The 16,935-nt window shown below is 41.2% G+C and carries 16 protein-coding genes; 4 read left to right on the top strand and 12 right to left on the bottom strand.

Going from position 1 to position 16,935, the window contains the following annotated elements; all coding sequences use genetic code 11:
- Nucleotides 1–4: 4 nt before the first annotated feature.
- The 7 genes from NST58_RS28110 to NST58_RS28140 all read right to left on the bottom strand — a co-directional run bounded on the left by NST58_RS28110 (nt 5) and on the right by NST58_RS28140 (nt 6,312).
- Nucleotides 5–670 (bottom strand): ABC transporter ATP-binding protein, encoded by a 666-nt coding sequence (locus tag NST58_RS28110; protein WP_076130305.1) that lies wholly within the window; start codon nt 668–670, stop codon nt 5–7.
- A 73-nt stretch (nt 671–743) separates the two neighbouring features.
- Nucleotides 744–2,441, bottom strand: a complete 1,698-nt coding sequence (locus tag NST58_RS28115) for an ABC transporter ATP-binding protein (protein ID WP_339244959.1) — start codon at nt 2,439–2,441, stop codon at nt 744–746.
- Nucleotides 2,401–3,438, bottom strand: a complete 1,038-nt coding sequence (locus NST58_RS28120; protein WP_339244961.1) for a S8 family serine peptidase — start codon at nt 3,436–3,438, stop codon at nt 2,401–2,403. The genes NST58_RS28115 and NST58_RS28120 overlap by 41 nt, the downstream gene beginning before the upstream one ends.
- Nucleotides 3,439–3,551: 113 nt before the next feature.
- Complete coding sequence (locus NST58_RS28125) at nt 3,552–3,731, bottom strand: hypothetical protein (protein WP_076220402.1); 180 nt, start codon at nt 3,729–3,731, stop codon at nt 3,552–3,554.
- Nucleotides 3,732–3,773: 42 nt separating this feature from the next.
- A complete protein-coding gene (locus tag NST58_RS28130) occupies nt 3,774–3,947 on the bottom strand; it encodes a hypothetical protein (protein WP_175620029.1) in 174 nt (57 codons plus the stop codon).
- A gap of 61 nt (nt 3,948–4,008) precedes the next feature.
- Nucleotides 4,009–5,049: a radical SAM protein gene (locus tag NST58_RS28135; protein WP_339248807.1), complete on the bottom strand. Its 1,041-nt coding sequence runs from the start codon at nt 5,047–5,049 to the stop codon at nt 4,009–4,011.
- 18 nt (nt 5,050–5,067) lie between these two features.
- Complete coding sequence (locus NST58_RS28140) at nt 5,068–6,312, bottom strand: radical SAM/SPASM domain-containing protein (protein WP_076220400.1); 1,245 nt, start codon at nt 6,310–6,312, stop codon at nt 5,068–5,070.
- Between the two features lie 343 nt (nt 6,313–6,655).
- On the opposite strand from NST58_RS28140, the gene NST58_RS28145 reads away from it, so the two are divergent.
- The 4 genes from NST58_RS28145 (at nt 6,656) to NST58_RS28160 (ending at nt 11,705) form a co-directional block, all read left to right on the top strand.
- Nucleotides 6,656–7,339, top strand: coding sequence for a response regulator transcription factor (locus NST58_RS28145; RefSeq protein WP_076130304.1), 684 nt, complete (start codon nt 6,656–6,658; stop codon nt 7,337–7,339).
- Nucleotides 7,336–8,373, top strand: coding sequence for a HAMP domain-containing sensor histidine kinase (locus NST58_RS28150; protein WP_076130303.1), 1,038 nt, complete (start codon nt 7,336–7,338; stop codon nt 8,371–8,373). The genes NST58_RS28145 and NST58_RS28150 overlap by 4 nt, the downstream gene beginning before the upstream one ends.
- Nucleotides 8,374–8,475: 102 nt before the next feature.
- Nucleotides 8,476–9,174: an ABC transporter ATP-binding protein gene (locus NST58_RS28155; protein ID WP_248549724.1), complete on the top strand. Its 699-nt coding sequence runs from the start codon at nt 8,476–8,478 to the stop codon at nt 9,172–9,174.
- On the top strand, nt 9,171–11,705 hold the full coding sequence (locus NST58_RS28160; RefSeq protein ID WP_248549725.1) for an ABC transporter permease: 2,535 nt from the start codon (nt 9,171–9,173) through the stop codon (nt 11,703–11,705). Before NST58_RS28155 ends, NST58_RS28160 begins: the two co-directional genes overlap by 4 nt.
- Before the next feature lie 88 nt (nt 11,706–11,793).
- Here NST58_RS28160 and NST58_RS28165 read toward each other — a convergent pair whose 3' ends face one another.
- The 5 genes from NST58_RS28165 to NST58_RS28185 form a co-directional block, all read right to left on the bottom strand.
- Entirely contained in the window at nt 11,794–12,624 is an 831-nt protein-coding gene (locus NST58_RS28165) for a MetQ/NlpA family ABC transporter substrate-binding protein (RefSeq protein WP_076308850.1), read from the bottom strand.
- Nucleotides 12,625–12,666: 42 nt separating this feature from the next.
- On the bottom strand, nt 12,667–13,329 hold the full coding sequence (locus NST58_RS28170; RefSeq protein ID WP_036685560.1) for a methionine ABC transporter permease: 663 nt from the start codon (nt 13,327–13,329) through the stop codon (nt 12,667–12,669).
- Nucleotides 13,322–14,083 carry an ATP-binding cassette domain-containing protein gene (locus NST58_RS28175; protein WP_081386423.1) on the bottom strand — a complete coding sequence of 254 codons (762 nt, stop codon included), beginning with the start codon at nt 14,081–14,083 and terminating at the stop codon, nt 13,322–13,324. The genes NST58_RS28170 and NST58_RS28175 overlap by 8 nt, the downstream gene beginning before the upstream one ends.
- 485 nt (nt 14,084–14,568) lie before the next feature.
- Nucleotides 14,569–15,966, bottom strand: coding sequence for an ADP-ribosylglycohydrolase family protein (locus tag NST58_RS28180; protein WP_339244969.1), 1,398 nt, complete (start codon nt 15,964–15,966; stop codon nt 14,569–14,571).
- A gap of 3 nt (nt 15,967–15,969) precedes the next feature.
- On the bottom strand, nt 15,970–16,926 hold the full coding sequence (locus tag NST58_RS28185; RefSeq protein WP_076184827.1) for a nucleoside hydrolase: 957 nt from the start codon (nt 16,924–16,926) through the stop codon (nt 15,970–15,972).
- Between the last annotated feature and the right edge of the window lie 9 nt (nt 16,927–16,935).

Raw genomic sequence — 16,935 nt, forward strand, 5'->3', positions numbered from 1 at the left:
CTCTCTAATCCACGATTTTCCCATCCTCCATACGGAGAATCCGATCAGCACGCAAGGAAATTTCGTTGTTATGTGTAATCATAATGATTGTTTGATTTAGTTGGTGACTAGTCATTTCCAGCAGCTTGATTACCTCTTCACTTGTTTGACTATCCAAATTTCCAGTGGGCTCATCGGCAAGGATAATAGCGGGCTTCATCGCTAAAGCCCTTGCAATTGCTACACGCTGTTGTTGGCCCCCAGACAAATTGTTGGGTAAATTATTCAGCTTCTCCTTCAGTCCTAACATCCTTACAATGATGTTCACATACTCCTTATCCACCTTGTTTCCATCAAGTTCAATCGGCAGAACGATATTCTCGTAGACATTAAGTATCGGCATTAGATTATAATTTTGAAAAATGAACCCGATATTTTTACGTCTAAAAATCGTAAGCTGATCACTGTTCATCTTTGACAGTTCTTTCCCATTCACTTCTACGGTGCCAGAGGTAGGATTATCAAGGCCCCCGAGCATATGCAGTAGCGTAGACTTACCGCTGCCGGAAGTCCCAACGATAGCCACAAATTCACCTTGCTCCACACTCATTGTTATGCCATCCAACGCTTTGACAGGGTTTGGTTCACTACCGTAATACTTTCTCAAGTCGTTAGCTTTTAATATACTCATGCACAACCCCTCTATTTCTTTAGAATATCTGATGATAATAAATGTGATTATTCCCCATATGCCCTACTGTCTTTTATGATGTGGTATACAAACGATAGTAAAATTCCTCTTCCTGCATTAATTGATGATGTGTTCCTCTCTCTATAATTTGACCTTCTTTCAAAACAGAAATTATATCTGCACCTCGAATTGTAGATAAGCGGTGAGCTATGATAATAATTGTCTTTCCCTTAAATAGTGATAGAATCTGGTCTGTTATTTCATGCTCTGTATTGTTATCCAGCATTGAAGTAGCTTCATCGAAAACCATAATAGGTGCATCTTTAAAAATGGCTCGCGCGATAGCTAAACGTTGCTTTTCCCCACCGGATAAACGGATTCCATTCTCTCCTATAACTGTATGCCATCCATCCTTTAAGCCATGCACCAGATCGTATATGTTCGCTCCTTTTAATGCTCTTTCGACTTCTTGATCAGTGACACTCTCTTTGTTTAAAACGATATTATTATAGATAGTATCGTTAAGAAGAAAAATATTCTGACTGACAATACTAATCTGTCTTCTTAGACAATCTAATGTATATTCAGAAATCCTTCGCCCATCTAATGTTATTGTTCCGGCAAGGGGCTCCCAAAGACGAAATATGAGTTGGATAATAGTAGTTTTTCCTGCTCCGCTTGGCCCAACGATAGCGTGAATGGTTCCCTCGTTAACGGTGAATGAAGCCTTGGATAATATTTCTGTTTGATTGTAGCCAAAGCTCACATCTGAGAACTGTATTTGTCCATTAATTTCACAACTTAATTTCCCGCTATCTTTAATGGTCGATTCTCGAGTTAGAAGAGTGTTCAGTCTATCCCACGATACATAACTTGATGCCAGATCAGCACTAATATTTAACATACTCATGACCGGAGAAATCAATCTTTGAGTATATACCTGAAAACTAAAAAGATCCCCAATCGTCATCAGTTGTGTGATGACATTAAATCCTCCCCATCCAACGATTGTGACTGTAATAATCGAGCTAATAAAATTCATAAGTGAATTATATTTAGCCATTGCTAAAGTTGTATTGATTTTAGCTCTTGTGAAATCATCTTCATTTCTTTTAATCTTTTTATTTTGAAATATTATCAGTCCGTTTTGGACAAAATTCATCAAATTCATAATTAATTCCTGCAAGGAACTTTGCAACTTTATAATCGAATGCCTACTATCTAAGGTAGTTTTTTCTATTTTTTTGTTTGACGATATTTGTAGAAAAATCATCAGCAGAATAAGGCCAATCATGACGATCGACATGTTATTTTGTAATTTGAAGATGAGAAATAACACACCGATGATCTTTATGAAGTTATATGCCATTGTTAGTAACTGTCTCGCTAAAATATCTGCTATACTCTCGACATCCTGAAGAACTAGAGTAAGCAAATCGCTACTATCTGCATAGGTATAAAATTCTCCAGACTGCTTACAAATACAATCCAGGCATTCTTCTCTTATTTTTAAGGTGATTTCCCTTTCTAGCTTTACAGTTAAATTCTGCGAAACAATCATGCTAATATACCCAATAATACTGACAACTAGAATAATAGATATATACTCCAATAAAGACGACAGATCTTTGTTGGATATAGATTGATCAATAATTTGTGAAATAAGATACGGTGTTAGAAGAGATTCTATGGTGCTAAATAAAAGACATAGCCCGATTGGAAAATAAAATTTACGTGATCCCTTTGTGTATTTCCATATTTGTAATATCATTTTTGTCTGTCTTATTTTTAACACCTCTCAGTGTGTCACTAATACAACTGATTGTCTCCAGCATAAAAGGGGTTATATTTTTCAAATCAAGTTTTACCCTAAATTCCTCTTCCAATGCTTGTATTAACGGGACGACAGTTTCAGGTACCATAATCCCCATTTCAAAAAGACTGTCATTAGCTTTCAGAGTTTCATCTATTATGTTCTCACCCGCAGTTGTAGAGACTTGTCTAATCAATTGTTCGATTTTTGCATAAACGACGTTGCTTTCTGCAAATTTAGCATTTCTTCTTTTATAACGATGTGAAGATATCGCTGCTTGCAATTCACGTTCTATCCACTGACTCTTTATACATTTATTAGATAAATTTCGATAAATATCTTTTATATCTGTATAATTTTCTAACATGATTGTTCTAGCAACTAAACCGGACCCCACAGCTGTTGCCTTGCTATTGCCTGAGAACACAAAATACTTTCCGAGTTCCGGGTTAGTAAAAACAGGGGTCATATCTGTTATTAGTTGTATTGTTTTATGTGAATTGAACCAAAATTCATTTGGTGAAGGAAAAAGACTTCCTCTTACCCCTAAAACTGAATCGAAAATGGCTGGTTCGCTTAACTTATATCGATTTCTTACAGCGGAAACTACAACTTTATTTTGTTTTAGCAATTCATCGCATATTTCTTTTATTTCATAGTTATCCTCATCCAGTAAAGATAGACTTAAGTTTATGATATGGCAGTCTATAGTAAGGCAATATTCCAGTGCTTCTCTTAATATTTGTGAACTAGTAAAGCCTTCGGCATCCAAAATAGAGATTGAAATGAATTTTGAGTCTGGACATATAGACTTGATTACTATAGCGCATGCAGTCCCATGCCCTGAACGATCCACTTCCTGCTCTTCTTTTTGAAATGAAATTGAGTCTATTAATCGCTCACCAATGAGCGTGGCCCTTATACCAGAATCAATAATCACTACTATGGGCTCCATAATGTGCTCCTGTTAAAACAATATTTTTAAACCACTACTGAGTTCCAAGTAACGAAACCCGGCAGTGGTTTTATATAATAAAATAAATCCCACAGTTTACAGAAAGTTATATATTATGCAAACCAATTATTTTTAGGTGTATATATCGTGTCATATTTTACACAACCCTTTGTGTTCCCATTAGATTTACCAACGAATTTATTATGTTCAGTACAATCATCATCACATCCTTGTCCCTGAACATTAGATTGGTTGATTGTTATTGGATTTTTAATTTTTTGCACATTTAACATTCGATTATTTCTCCTCTCGTTTTTTTAAAATTTTATTTAAGCTTAGCCAAGTGGATTCCAACGTGGAGTATATTGATAAGTGGACCAACAACCCGCTGCGCTACCATCGGCTTCTTTTTTTCCAGCCCATACTTTAACTTTGCAGTCATCTTTACATCCTTGAGCTTCTACATTGGAAGAAAGGGTGGTTTTTCTTGTGATTTTAGTGACCTTCATACGCTCAGTCCTCCTTTCTAATTTATTTTTTAATGGGGTGGGATTTATTCTACTAACGCAATTAAATAATTTTGACTAGTTCTTCAGTATAAATTGCCGATTCAATAAAAATGTGCTCTAGACAACACCTTGTTCCAGATGCTTTATTAAAATCACCTGTTTTTATCCGATTAATAATTTTGCATCTGGTGGTTGTACAATAGTGATATCGTTCACAACCATCACACTCTGCTATGACTCGATTATCCTCGGAATGAATTTCTACTAATTTTTCTTCATCTATTCCTTCAAAAATGTTTCCAATACAAAACTCTTCTACCCCGTTTGCAATAATACAAGGATAAAGTTTCCCATCTGTATCTATAGTCAATGAGCCAATTCCACCATCACAAACTGAATTTTTGGTTTTGTTAGGCGCATCATTTATAAATCCAACATCAAGTGTTGTGCTTATTTCTTGGTTATTGTGCAAATAAGATGTAATAAGCTTGCACTGTTCCAAAAGTACTTCAAGTGATTGTTCATCCCATTCCCTATCATTTTCATCCGGTACTGGCATTATATTTTGAAATCCCAACCGAATTAACTCAATAACACCCTGATTTAGCTGTGATACATTTGAGCTGGTCACAGTCATTCTGGCTACTGCATCTGGTCTTCGTTCTAGCAAACGCGATGCATTCTTTTTAACTAAATCAAATGAACCGGAGTAATTTTTATAAACTCGATTTTGGTCGTGTGCCTCCTTGGTACCATCAATACTGATTGAGACATTTTCGTATTCATTAGATAAAAGTTCTAAAATTTCATCATTTATAATTGTTCCATTGGTTGTAATCGAAAACTTTGCTTTTGGTATTGTTTTTTTGGTTTTATTTATAAATGATTTTATTTTTGGAAAAACCAACAAGGGTTCTCCTCCGTGTGTCACAATATTTATTTTCTGATCATTTATCTTCCTCATGTGTTCTAGTAAAAAGCCTGGTATCTCATTAATTATTTCTCCAGTAATTTCTTTTGAAAATTTTTCTCCTTCATAACAATAACTACATTGCAGATTACAGTCTCTTGTAAAAAAAATAGTTACATTGATTGGGATCAGCTCCTCATAATTTCATCTTTACGCCCATACTGACTCTAAAAAACTCTTCATTCCCATACAACGTTGTTCAAAATCATCTGGAGACTTCAAATCTACAATCTCGTGTATACAACTCCAACAGAAGTAGTTAACGTTACAAGTTTTACATTTTTCCATTTGTTCCGGTTCATATTGTTGCAAGCTGTCACTTAAAAACTGTTTGTCACTTAAGACTAAACACTCTTCCAACGATGCTATGTCCATGATATCCCCAAGTTTATGTTCGGGTTCTATGAACAAATTGCATGGATATATTCCGCCATCACTCTCAATCGTGAGTGTTTTACACCCTGCTGCACAGGAACATGTATAGAATTTCTGATCTTCTTTTTCCCATTTATCTTTCAACGATATATCCACACTGGTCTTTTTAGAGACTGTGGTTGTAAGCAACTCTTTATTCTGCTCTGCTTGTCCAACAAAACTTAACGCTCGTAGGATCCCTTTACACCCCAACCTTTTATTAAGCTCAAAAAATTCATCAACATAATTTTGGTTGGTAGCGCTTAATATCATAGAAGTTGTTATTTTATGAAATCCATTTTCTTGTAATAAATGAATGGCTGACACTGCTCTTTTAAAAACCCCTTTACCTCTGACCACTGAACAGGTTTCTTCGTCCACTCCATCCAAACTAATATCTATACTATTAATCGAATTTATAATATATTTGACGTTATTTTCGTTTATTAATGTCCCATTAGTCATTAGAGAAATATGACCATCAAAGTTAACTCTTAAGTAAGTAATGATTTCTTTAAAATCTGTTCGAACCAGCGCTTCTCCACCTGTTATCGTTATCGCCTCAGGGTTAGCAGCAATTATTTTGTCCAGAGCAGAGATTATCTCTTTCGTTGTAAATTTCTCATTTGTAGCACAGCTATCAACATTGACCATACAATGCTTGCAGTGGAGATTACATCGATTTGAAATAGCAAAGCTGACATCATGCAGTCTTGTCTTTGGCGTTTGAGAGTCAAACACTTCTATTCTGCTTAGAGACTGAACTACTTCGGACATATACTCACGATCCTCATCATCCGCCATTGCGTCCATTAATTCCCCAAAACTATATTTGCGTTGATCACACTCATTCAGAGTTTCTTGACAGACTCTTGGAATCTTAACCCACTTCCGATTAAGTCTATTAAAAACAATAGCTAGATCATTATTAAATAAAAACTTTGTATTGGGGGAAAAGCTTATTACATCTTTTTGTTCCAAAGTCCTTCTCTCCTCTACATAGATCTCTTGAAATATTCATTTTTTTCTTCAGTTTCGTTGTAAATTTTAATTGCATTATTAAAATAGAGATTTTTTGGTGCCCCTTCTATATTCCATGTTATTCCAAAAATTTACTATTTTATATAAAAAAATTCGTTTACAATGTTTTTTTTGAGGACTATACTAACTATTTGTTCTAGAAAATTACATTTAATATACAATAAAACATTTTTAAAGATTATAAAGAAAAGTCCACTTTCAACTGTCTACTAAATAAAAATCTCGCTTTCGAATAAATCCCGAGAATGTATAATGATCAAATAAGAAACAAAGGAGAATTACTATGAACATACTGATCGTTGAGGACGACCGTAGTTTAAATAAAGGGATCGCTCTCACTCTTTCTCAAAACAATGTCATGATCCATCAAGCCTACGATATTGCCGCGGCGGAGCATATTTTCGCAGTTAACCCTATTGATCTCATCATTCTGGACATCAATCTGCCAGACGGCAGTGGACTGGATTATTGCGAGCAACTTCGCAAGACCTCACGCGTACCCATTATTTTCCTAACCGCCAATGATATGGAGTCCGACATTATCACCGGTTTTGCATTGGGGGGCGATGACTATATCACTAAACCATTCAGCCTAATGGTGCTTCGCGCCAGAGTAATGGCAGTGCTCAGAAGAACGGAATCACTAGGGACTGGAAAAATAACATTGGGTCCCTTAGAACTCGATTTTGAGAAACTGGAGTACAGCAAAAATAAACAATCGCTCCAGCTGAGCAAAACTGAGCAAAAACTGCTGCGGCTGCTGGTGACGAATACGGGCAATATTTTGACCCGAGAACAGCTGATAGACAAGATCTGGAGCAAGGATGCCGAATTTGTGGATGAAAACGCATTGACAGTAGCCATCAAACGGCTGCGTGCTAAACTTGAGGATGACCCGGCAGCACCCAAATATATCAAGACCATTTACGGACTTGGATACATGTGGACTGAAGGGCAAAAACCATGAAAACCAATAGCCCACCTGCTAATTTCAAGCAAATTCATAGGCTCTTTTTACTGATCATCCTTATACTAGTAGCCTGTTTTATCGGCAGTATAATGTTTCTGTACGGGTTCGACCCCACTCTGCTCCAACTGACTTCTCTATTTATCATCTGTATATTAGCGACAGGAGCCGTATGGGTCTGGTTATGGAACCGCCAGATCGCAATCTATATACAGACCTTGGACACTGCGATTGAACGGGCTATACATGACCTGCCGCCACTCACTAACTATGAAGAAACCGCTCTGTCTTCGATGGAACATAAACTAAAGCGGTATATAGGGATGGCTAAGGCGAATGAACGAAATATCCAAACAGAGAAAAACAAAATAAAAGAGCTGATCTCGGATATCTCCCATCAAACCAAGACCCCCCTCTCTAATATCATGGTATTCAGTCAGTTGCTCGAAGAGATGCCCGGACTAAATGAGAATGTCCGGCACTACATACAGCATATTAAAGCGCAGTCAGATAAGTTGGATTGGCTGATTCAGTCTCTAATCAAATTATCACGTTTGGAAACAGGAATGATCTCCCTACAGCAGATTGAGGCGAAACCGCTCATACAAACTCTGACGCAGGCTTTATCCCAGATTTATGCACAAGCGGAAAACAAACAAATTACGATCAATATTGACTGCGGGACACACATCTTAGCCTGCCACGATGTCAAATGGACAAGTGAAGCACTATTCAACCTGCTCGAGAATGCTGTGAAGTACACACCGCATAACGGACAAATTTCCGTTCTTGCTGAAAGCAACGAGATGTTCACCTGTCTCCACCTTACCGATACTGGACTTGGAATCCCCAGCGAAGAAATCCCTCACATCTTTAAGCGGTTTTACCGAGGAAAGCAAGCGCGTGAATTCGAGGGGGTCGGCATCGGGTTGTTTTTGTCCAGAGAGATTATCACGGCGCAAGGCGGCCATATCAACGTCATTTCTGAAACTGGAAAAGGTACAACTTTCTCTGTTTACCTGCCCCAGCGCTGAAATAGAATGTGTCATTATGGTCAGAATTCAGACACTCTCCTGTCAGATTGATTTGCTACCCTTAAATCATGGACAAACAGATCTCATTGGAGGGGAAGAGTTATGCCGATTCTACAGACTGAAAATTTAAAAAAACACTATGGAAAGGTTGGCGCAAGCGTTAAGGCTTTGGACGGTATATCACTGTCAGTGGATAAAGGGGAGTTTGTCGCCATTGTCGGCACTAGCGGCAGCGGCAAAAGCACTCTTCTTCATATGCTTGGCGGATTAGATCGGGCAACAGAGGGCAAGGTTTACGTGGACGGGAACGATATTTTTGCGATGAGTGATGAGAAGCTGACCATTTTTCGGCGCAGATCGGTGGGGTTTGTTTTTCAGAATTACAATTTGGTACCCATACTAAATGTGCGGGAGAATATTGTGCTGCCCATTGAACTGGACGGTGGCAAAATTGACGAAACTTATCTTGATCTAATCATCCGCACTTTAGGCTTGCAGGAAAAGATGAATACTCTACCTTCTAATCTGTCTGGCGGACAGCAGCAACGGGTGGCAATAGCCAGAGCATTGGCGACCAAACCTTCAATCATCTTAGCAGATGAACCTACAGGTAATCTGGACAGCAAAACAAGCCAAGAAGTGCTGATTTTACTTAAACAGATGAGTGAAAAATTCAACCAAACCATTGTGATGATCACACACAATGAACAAATTGCTCAAACTGCTGACCGTATTATCCGTATTGAAGATGGCGTCATTTTCACTGGCTCACTCCGTAGCTCCGGAGTGAGCCAGCCATGATCAGCACGAATAACCATAAGACCATTGCTACTTTAGCCAAAAAAAGCCTCAAAGCCAACCGTGCTCGCAATTTCACTATCATCTGTGCCATCGTACTGACTACGCTTTTGATCACCAGCGTGTTTACCTTGGCGCTCAGTATTAACAAATCGATGCAACGCGCACAAATGCAGACTACCGGCAGCGATTATCATGGAAGCTTCAAATATCTGAATCCTGCCGAGTTGGAGAAGCTGAAGAATCAACCATCCATCAAAGAGTATGGCGTCTTCCTTAAGGTTGGCGATATAAGCACCAGTCTGTTCAAGAATCACCGGGTAGAGGTCCTTCGAATTGACGAGAATTATGCCAAACACGGTTTTATCAACTTTATAGCCGGCGGACTGCCCTCCCAAGAGAATGAAATCGTCCTAAATACTTGGGCGCTTGACTTGCTAGGAGCAAAACATGAGTTAGGCCAGACTGTGAAGCTGGATATAGACATTGGTGAAAAAGTCATAAGCCAAGACTTTAAGCTCTCCGGATATTACGAAACCGATCAAAATTTGGCGATGTCAGGATTGGCTTTTGTATCCGAAGCATTTACACAGAAGAACATTTCCCATATTGACCCGGACATCTCTGAGGCAACGGGTTCTTATGTGAACACCGCAGGTCTAGGGGTGATGTTTAATAATTCTTATAATATTGAACAGAAGGTACAAAAGATTTTGACGGACACCGGCCTGGATGTACCTTATGGTGTCAATCCGGCTTATACAAGTGTTTCTCTCTCCGATAATCTACTGAATATCATTCCTTATGCAGTTGTCATTCTTATCACCATGCTGAGCGGCTATTTACTAATCTACAATATCTTTTTTATTTCCGTCGTGCGGGATGTCAAATTTTACGGGCTGCTAAAGACCATCGGTACCACACCCCGACAACTGAAAAAGATCATCTCCATTCAGGCCCGGTCACTTTATCTCGTCGCATTGCCTTTTGGATTGGGGTTCGGGTATCTGCTAGGTCTGCTGATTCTCCCTATGGCCTCCTCATTTTTAAACGGTTCTACTGATAATGTCTATTCTGCTAGCCCGTGGATATTTATTGGTGCAGCAGCATTCTCGTTTATGACAGTATGGATCGCCGCAAGCAAACCGGGCCGAATGGCTTCGCGAACCTCGCCGGTAGAGGCTGTAAAATTTGCCGGAGTCAGCAGCGGTGGAAAACGGAATGCCAAAAAATCAAAACATGGCGCAAAACTTCACAACATGGCGTTCTCCAACCTGTTCAGAAGCAAAAAGAAGCTGATCCTGATGCTCTCTTCACTCTCCTTGAGTATCATCTTGTTCAGTACCATTTTTACAGTAATTTCCTCACTGGATGTGAATAAATATCTGCGTGCCTTTATCTCCGGTGATTTTGTGGTTCAGAATGAAGTGCTAGTCAGTATTACAGGACCTCGAGACGGTGATCCATATAAGCTTTCAGAGGAATTCGCCAACAATCTAAGTAAAATTGACGGTGTAGAAACTGTTGATAAGGTTTACCACAGATATGTTCCATCTCCTGTCGATGATGCTGTCCGGGCTATTTTGGAGCCAATGGCAGCTGCTGACCCACATCCTTATCTTCTCTCCACTTTAGATAAGGGGGGGATGGTCTACAATCATTTATATGGATTAGATCCGGGCTGGTATGATCTTGTGGACAAGGATATTATTGAAGGGGAGTTTAACAGGCAGAAGTTTGCTTCAGGAAAATATGCGGTCATATCTGAGGCCATGTTTATAGAAGAAGATAGCTACCGCACCTATTATCATCCTGGAGATACAGTCACTTTCGAGAAGTCGGATAAATCTTATGAAGTGATGGCAGTAGTAAAACATGATGCAGTATATGCTGCCACAACAAAATCTTACTCTATGTTAGGTTACAACATCTTCCTCCCTGCTTCGGAGCTGCAGAAGGAAATGCCGAAGGGTACAGATCCAGCCAATATCGTTTCAGCCACACTACATGTCGATCCGACTAAGCTGGACCAGGTAGAACAAGTGGTCAAAGCTTTAACAGATTCAACTGATGAATTAACTTTAAAATCAAGGGAGGATTACAAGGATGAGCTCGGTGGATTCATTCGCATTTTTCAAACCGTCGGGTATGGGCTTAGCCTGGTCATTGCTCTAATCGGGGTGCTGAATTATATCAACACTGTACTCACCGGGGTAGTCTCCCGCCGGAATGAACTTGCCATGCTGGAGAGTATTGGCATGACCAAAAAGCAGCTAAAACGTATGCTGATCCTTGAAGGATTCTACACCGTTTTGCTAACCGTCCTCATAACCTCAACATTAGGTGTATTGCTGACCTATAACCTTTCCAAAAACATCACGGATAATATGGCCTTTATGGTATTTCAGATGAGTTGGCTGCCGTTTATCCTCACCGTTCCTATTTTGTTAATTCTCGCTTACACAGTGACACTGAGAGCCTATAAAACGTTATCCCAAGCATCCATTGTGGAACGGCTGAGAGAAGCCGAGTAATGTAAGACACACCTAAATACTCCTATTACAAAAAGGGCAGCCCGGTAAATATCGCCGGGCTGCCCTTTTTTATAGATCCATATTCAGCTTATTTAAACGCAGGCAACGCAATATCCGCGTAATTATCCTCAAGGAACTTTTTCACTTCAGGACCGCTGATCCGTTTAGCCAGCTTTTGAATGGCGTCAGAGTCCTTGTTATCTTCACGTGCCACCAAAGTAATTGTGAATTCGGAATCTTCGCCTTCCGTAATCAGTGCATCTTTCTTCGGTGTCAATCCTAGTGGGCTCGCATAAGCCGGAGTCATGGCTACCAGATCGCCATCATCAAGCATACGGGCCAGCATTAAGAGATCGACTTCTTCAAACTTGAATTTTTTTGGATTTTCAGTAATGTCTGCTTGTGTGGCTTGAATGCCTACGCCTTCTTTTAGCTTAATAAGATCAGCTGCAGCGAACATTTGCAATGAACGGCCGATGTTAGATGGATCATTAGCCATTACAAGCGTAGCCCCTTCAGGAAGATCAGCTATAGTCTTATAACGTTTGGAGTATCCGCCATAAATAGCGTCATAAACAGGCTGTACCTCTACCAGATTAGAGCCTTTGCTTTCATTATATTGCTTCATATAAGGAACGTGTTGGAAAAAGTTAGCGTCTACTTCTTTATTAGCCAACGCCTCATTAGGCTGCACATTATCAGAGAGAACAACGATCTCCAGATCAATGCCATCTTCCTTCAGGAGCGGCTTCACAATATCCAGAATTTCTGTCATAGGTGGGATCAGTGTAGCGATCTTTAATTTGGTTAACTCATCATTACTACCTTTTGCAGTATTGTTCTCGGCTGCTTTATTAGAGCCACAACCCGCTACGACCAATACCATTAATGTAAGCACAAGTATCATTGATTTTTTCATTAGTACTACTAACCCCCAGTTTATATATTGAACTATTTTGTATTACCGCTTATCCAACAGCCTTGCGATAGTCCCCCCGGTGAACTGAACCAATTGGACTAATACAATCATCACTAGAATGGCATAGATCATCACTTCCGTCTCAAAACGCTGATAACCATAACGGATAGCGAAATCACCAACCCCTCCCCCACCAACAACTCCCATCACGGTCGAGAAGGAGATAAAGCTAATTGTAGAAGTAGTAAGTCCAAGGACTAGACCCGAACGAGCTTCCACATACAGAAATTTAAAGATCAAGCCCAGCTTCGAGGCTCCCATCGATAATGCTGCTTCAATGACCCCTTTAGGAACCTCCAGCAACGACTGCTCCACTAACCGAGCATAATAGGCAATAGCGATTATAGATAATGGAACCGCTGCTGCAATCGTACCAATGGCGGTCCCGACCAGGAAACGAGTGACTGGAATTAGCGCAACGACCAGCAGCAGGAACGGAAAAGAGCGGATAATATTAACGATACTGTTGAGCACCAGAGACAACGTTGTATTCTCATAAAGCTGCCCTTTTCGGAAAAAAAACAACAAGGTACCCAGTGGAAGCCCCAGCAGCACGGCCGCTCCAACAGAAATACCAACCATCACAAAGGTTTCACCAATCGAATCCCACATCTGTGCCTGATATTGAAGTACACTATCAAACATGATCTTCCCCCGCTTTACCAAGAATCTGATCGCGGTATGTCCCGGTACTGGCTGCCGCTGGACGGAATTCACCGTCTTCACGAGAGAACGAATCTACAATGCGCCCTTTTTCCATCACCGATACATGAGTACATATGCTTTTAACAACATCCATCTCATGCGTAACAATGACAACCGTTACTCCAAGACTTGAATTCACATGCTTCAGCACGTTCAAGATATCTGTAGTGGTTCCAGGGTCCAGGGAGGACGTTGGCTCGTCACACAGTAATATTCCCGGACTGTTCGCTAGCGCGCGGGCAATCGCAACACGCTGACGTTGTCCTCCGCTGAGCTGTGCCGGATATTGTTTTGCCTTATCTGCCAGTCCAACAAAATCCAGACACTCCTTCACACGCTTCATTCGTTCATGCTTTGGGACATCTGCCAGCTCCAGCGGGATCGAAACATTCCGCTCTACAGTGACGTTATAAACAAGATTAAATTGTTGAAAGATCATTCCAATCTTTTGCCTTGCTTTACGCAGTGCTTTACTAGGCATTTCGGTCAGGTTGTGGCCATCTACGGTAACCGTTCCCTCATCCGGCTGTTCCAGAAGATTCATCAGTCGCAGCAGCGTAGATTTCCCCGCACCACTCTCACCAATGATCCCATGAATGGATCCCTGCTTTACCTCCAGCGATACCTCATCTACAGCCTGATAGATGCCTTCCTTCAGCTTGTACCCTTTACTTACCCGACTCAGCGACAGTATTAGAAGCTCCCCCTTCCTTTCCCTTATATAATGAACCTCCATCAAGTGAGACATTGTATTACAATTTTCTAAAATCTGTTTTATTAAAAATCTCCTTAAATAATAAGACATTTCTTCTGCTGTGTCATCATTTTTCTTTAAATGATATACCAGGAAGGTTGATGAAAACCTAAAACCCCTTTATACCGGGCTCTTTTTACACATTTATTAATAAAATAAAAAGGGTTAGCAAAGATAATCCTTCCCTCTTGAAATCATGATTCTCCTATTGCCCCACCACTAAACGCTCCACTGTTAATATAGCCATATTTGGTTTTTTTAAGTGTATGAAATGCAGTTAAAGCTACATTTGGTTCGTTGGAGTGTGATTAAAGACCTGCTGTTACACAAAAAAAGATGTCTAAGCCAATAGCTTAAGACATCCCATAATTCATATAGTAATCCCTGAATCCCTGATCTATCGAGTCCCATACTCGCTAAATCTTTTATGCCTTTTCGCCAAGCTCTCTGCGAATCTTCAAGAACACTTGGTAGCTGCGTTCCGCACATTCCGAAATCGCTATCGGATGAAATCCGGGCAGATCGGCATATAACTTATCGTGAAGCGGTTCGATCCATGAAGCCGGCAACTTACTTGCTCCAAGCTTCGCTCCCATAATTGAGCCCACAGTAGCCCCGTTACAGTCTGTATCCATTCCACCATATACGGAAGTGACAACTGTTTTTTCAAAGTCATTCCCGCCATAAACAAGCGACGCAGCTACAAGAGCAGCATTATTATTTGTATGGACTGCATCATAGTGGCTAAAAGTATCCCAAATGTTACGAACCAACTCCCGCTCACTTTTGGCCTTCTGCGCAATATCTATCCCCCGCAAAACATCACTGGCCAAACGACTGGTACGCGGAATCTCACTAAGGCCTATCTCTAGGATCCGTTCATTATCCTTCTCTGCAAAAGCTGCCGATATCATCGCCGCATTCAACATCTCACCGTAGATACCATTTTTCACATGTGAAAATGAAGCGTCGCGCCAGCCTAGTTCTGCCGCAAGCTCAGGATAACCTGCTGCGCCATAAGCCAGTCCATCTGCGCGTATAGCGGCACCAATCCACTCGCGGTAAGGGTTTAAGTGCATCCGCACTCTTTCCTGCCGCACCAGCCAATCCGCAGGCTTCTCGCCATGCAGATGAGAGGTCTCCTGCGCAAAATTCATATATGACTGTGTCTCCGCCGTGCACACCTGACTATATGTTAAATGTGTATGCCACAGCTTTCCGATATCCCAAGAATCCCAGTTCAGACCCTTCTGCTCCAGCAGCATAAGACCCAGGACAGTGTAGCGAATATCGTCATCGCTTTCCATATACTTGATCGTCTCGCGGGTACTCGCATATGTCCATTCACTTAAGCCAAGACCATATTCAGCCTCTGCCCGTGAATGCCCAGGCGTATAGCCAGTAATTGGCCAGGCGTCCGCACCCTGAAACCATAGCTCAATATTCTCCCAGCCCGAACGGCCATCTTTCCCATAGAGATAGTCCCAATACTCCAGCGGTTTCCCGAGTGCGCAGCCGACACTTCTACCGAGCCAGGCTCCATAGAACTTATCTCTCCATTCTGCCTCGCTCCAGTCCGCCTCAAGCTTACGTGGACCTTCTGGACGTAGTTGACGAATCTCCTCCAGAGAGGATGGCTCTTGATACGGAAAATCCTCACTAATCGTAAGCTCCATTAGCTCATTGTATACCTGCATCAGCTTGAGCTCATCGGCACCAGCAGCCGCTAGCTTATCCGCGAACCCATCAATCTCGCAACCTTCTTCTCCACGCTGAGCAATTTCAAACTGCACGGTCTCTTGAAGTCTCTCCCATCCTGCCATAGGCTACTTCCCTTCAGCCGCTAGCAGCAGCTCTTGATCAAGCTTTTCCAGTGAATCAAAGATCAGCTTCATAAATGCTTCCCGGTCAACGCCCACCAATACTTGTACATTCGCTGGACGATCCGTCTTTTTCCGTCTGTCTGCAACTGTCATTCCCCGCGTCAGCTTGCCTTCGGTCTCCACCGTTACATATAGATGCTCAGATTCAAATAGTTCCGGATGCAGCAGCCAGGCAACAGCACATGGATCATGCAGCGCACTGCCGACATAGCCCATTTTTTTACCGTAAATCGAATAGAAATCCAGCAATTCTCCGACCATTGTAGACACTGGTCCCCGCTCTTTCAATGCTAGGATCTCATCTTCAAAAATAGCAGCCTTATCGGTCACATCCAGACCACTCATTGTGATCGGAATCCCCGACTCAAACACAATACGGGCTGCTTCAGGATCTACATAGATATTAAACTCCGCAGTAGAGGTGACATTCCCATAAGAGATACCTCCCCCCATCAGTGAGATTTTTTCAATTCTGTCTTTAATCTCTGGATAAGCCGTGATTAGCAGTGCGATATTTGTTAAAGGAGCCATCGGCACGAGCGTAATCTTCTCCTCTGAAGAACGGATGATATTCAGCATAAACTCCACAGCACCCTGCTCTACAGGGCGGAATTTACTTGGAGGCAAAAGCGGCCCATCCATGCCCGATTCTCCATGCGCTTCCTCACCTGTAACAAGCTTGCCGAACAGTGGGCCAGCAGCCCCTTTAGCTACAGGAATGTCAGCATTCACGAAGCTGATCACCTTCAGGGCGTTTTCCGTGATTTTATCTAAAATTTGGTTTCCACCAACCGTTGTAATCCCGCGCAGATCTAACTTCTCCGAATTTGCTATGGCAAGCAGTATCGCTATTGCGTCATCATGCCCTGGATCGCAGTCAATAATAATAGGTGTTGGCATAGTTACTCA

Origin of the sequence: Paenibacillus sp. FSL R10-2796 (genome assembly GCF_037965315.1) — a bacterium.
GTDB lineage: Bacteria > Bacillota > Bacilli > Paenibacillales > Paenibacillaceae > Paenibacillus_AQ > Paenibacillus_AQ odorifer.

Excerpts from the sequence above, each read along its gene's own strand:
- NST58_RS28160 (WP_248549725.1), top strand. The coding sequence starts at position 9,171 with ATGATCAGCACGAATAACCATAAGACCATTGCTACTTTAGCCAAAAAA.
- NST58_RS28165 (WP_076308850.1), bottom strand. The coding sequence starts at position 12,624 with ATGAAAAAATCAATGATACTTGTGCTTACATTAATGGTATTGGTCGTA.
- NST58_RS28110 (WP_076130305.1), bottom strand. The coding sequence starts at position 670 with ATGAGTATATTAAAAGCTAACGACTTGAGAAAGTATTACGGTAGTGAA.
- NST58_RS28130 (WP_175620029.1), bottom strand. The coding sequence starts at position 3,947 with ATGAAGGTCACTAAAATCACAAGAAAAACCACCCTTTCTTCCAATGTA.
- NST58_RS28170 (WP_036685560.1), bottom strand. The coding sequence starts at position 13,329 with ATGTTTGATAGTGTACTTCAATATCAGGCACAGATGTGGGATTCGATT.
- NST58_RS28115 (WP_339244959.1), bottom strand. The coding sequence starts at position 2,441 with ATGATATTACAAATATGGAAATACACAAAGGGATCACGTAAATTTTAT.
- NST58_RS28150 (WP_076130303.1), top strand. The coding sequence starts at position 7,336 with ATGAAAACCAATAGCCCACCTGCTAATTTCAAGCAAATTCATAGGCTC.
- NST58_RS28145 (WP_076130304.1), top strand. The coding sequence starts at position 6,656 with ATGAACATACTGATCGTTGAGGACGACCGTAGTTTAAATAAAGGGATC.
- NST58_RS28155 (WP_248549724.1), top strand. The coding sequence starts at position 8,476 with ATGCCGATTCTACAGACTGAAAATTTAAAAAAACACTATGGAAAGGTT.
- NST58_RS28185 (WP_076184827.1), bottom strand. The coding sequence starts at position 16,926 with ATGCCAACACCTATTATTATTGACTGCGATCCAGGGCATGATGACGCA.
- NST58_RS28120 (WP_339244961.1), bottom strand. The coding sequence starts at position 3,438 with ATGGAGCCCATAGTAGTGATTATTGATTCTGGTATAAGGGCCACGCTC.
- NST58_RS28180 (WP_339244969.1), bottom strand. The coding sequence starts at position 15,966 with ATGGCAGGATGGGAGAGACTTCAAGAGACCGTGCAGTTTGAAATTGCT.
- NST58_RS28125 (WP_076220402.1), bottom strand. The coding sequence starts at position 3,731 with ATGTTAAATGTGCAAAAAATTAAAAATCCAATAACAATCAACCAATCT.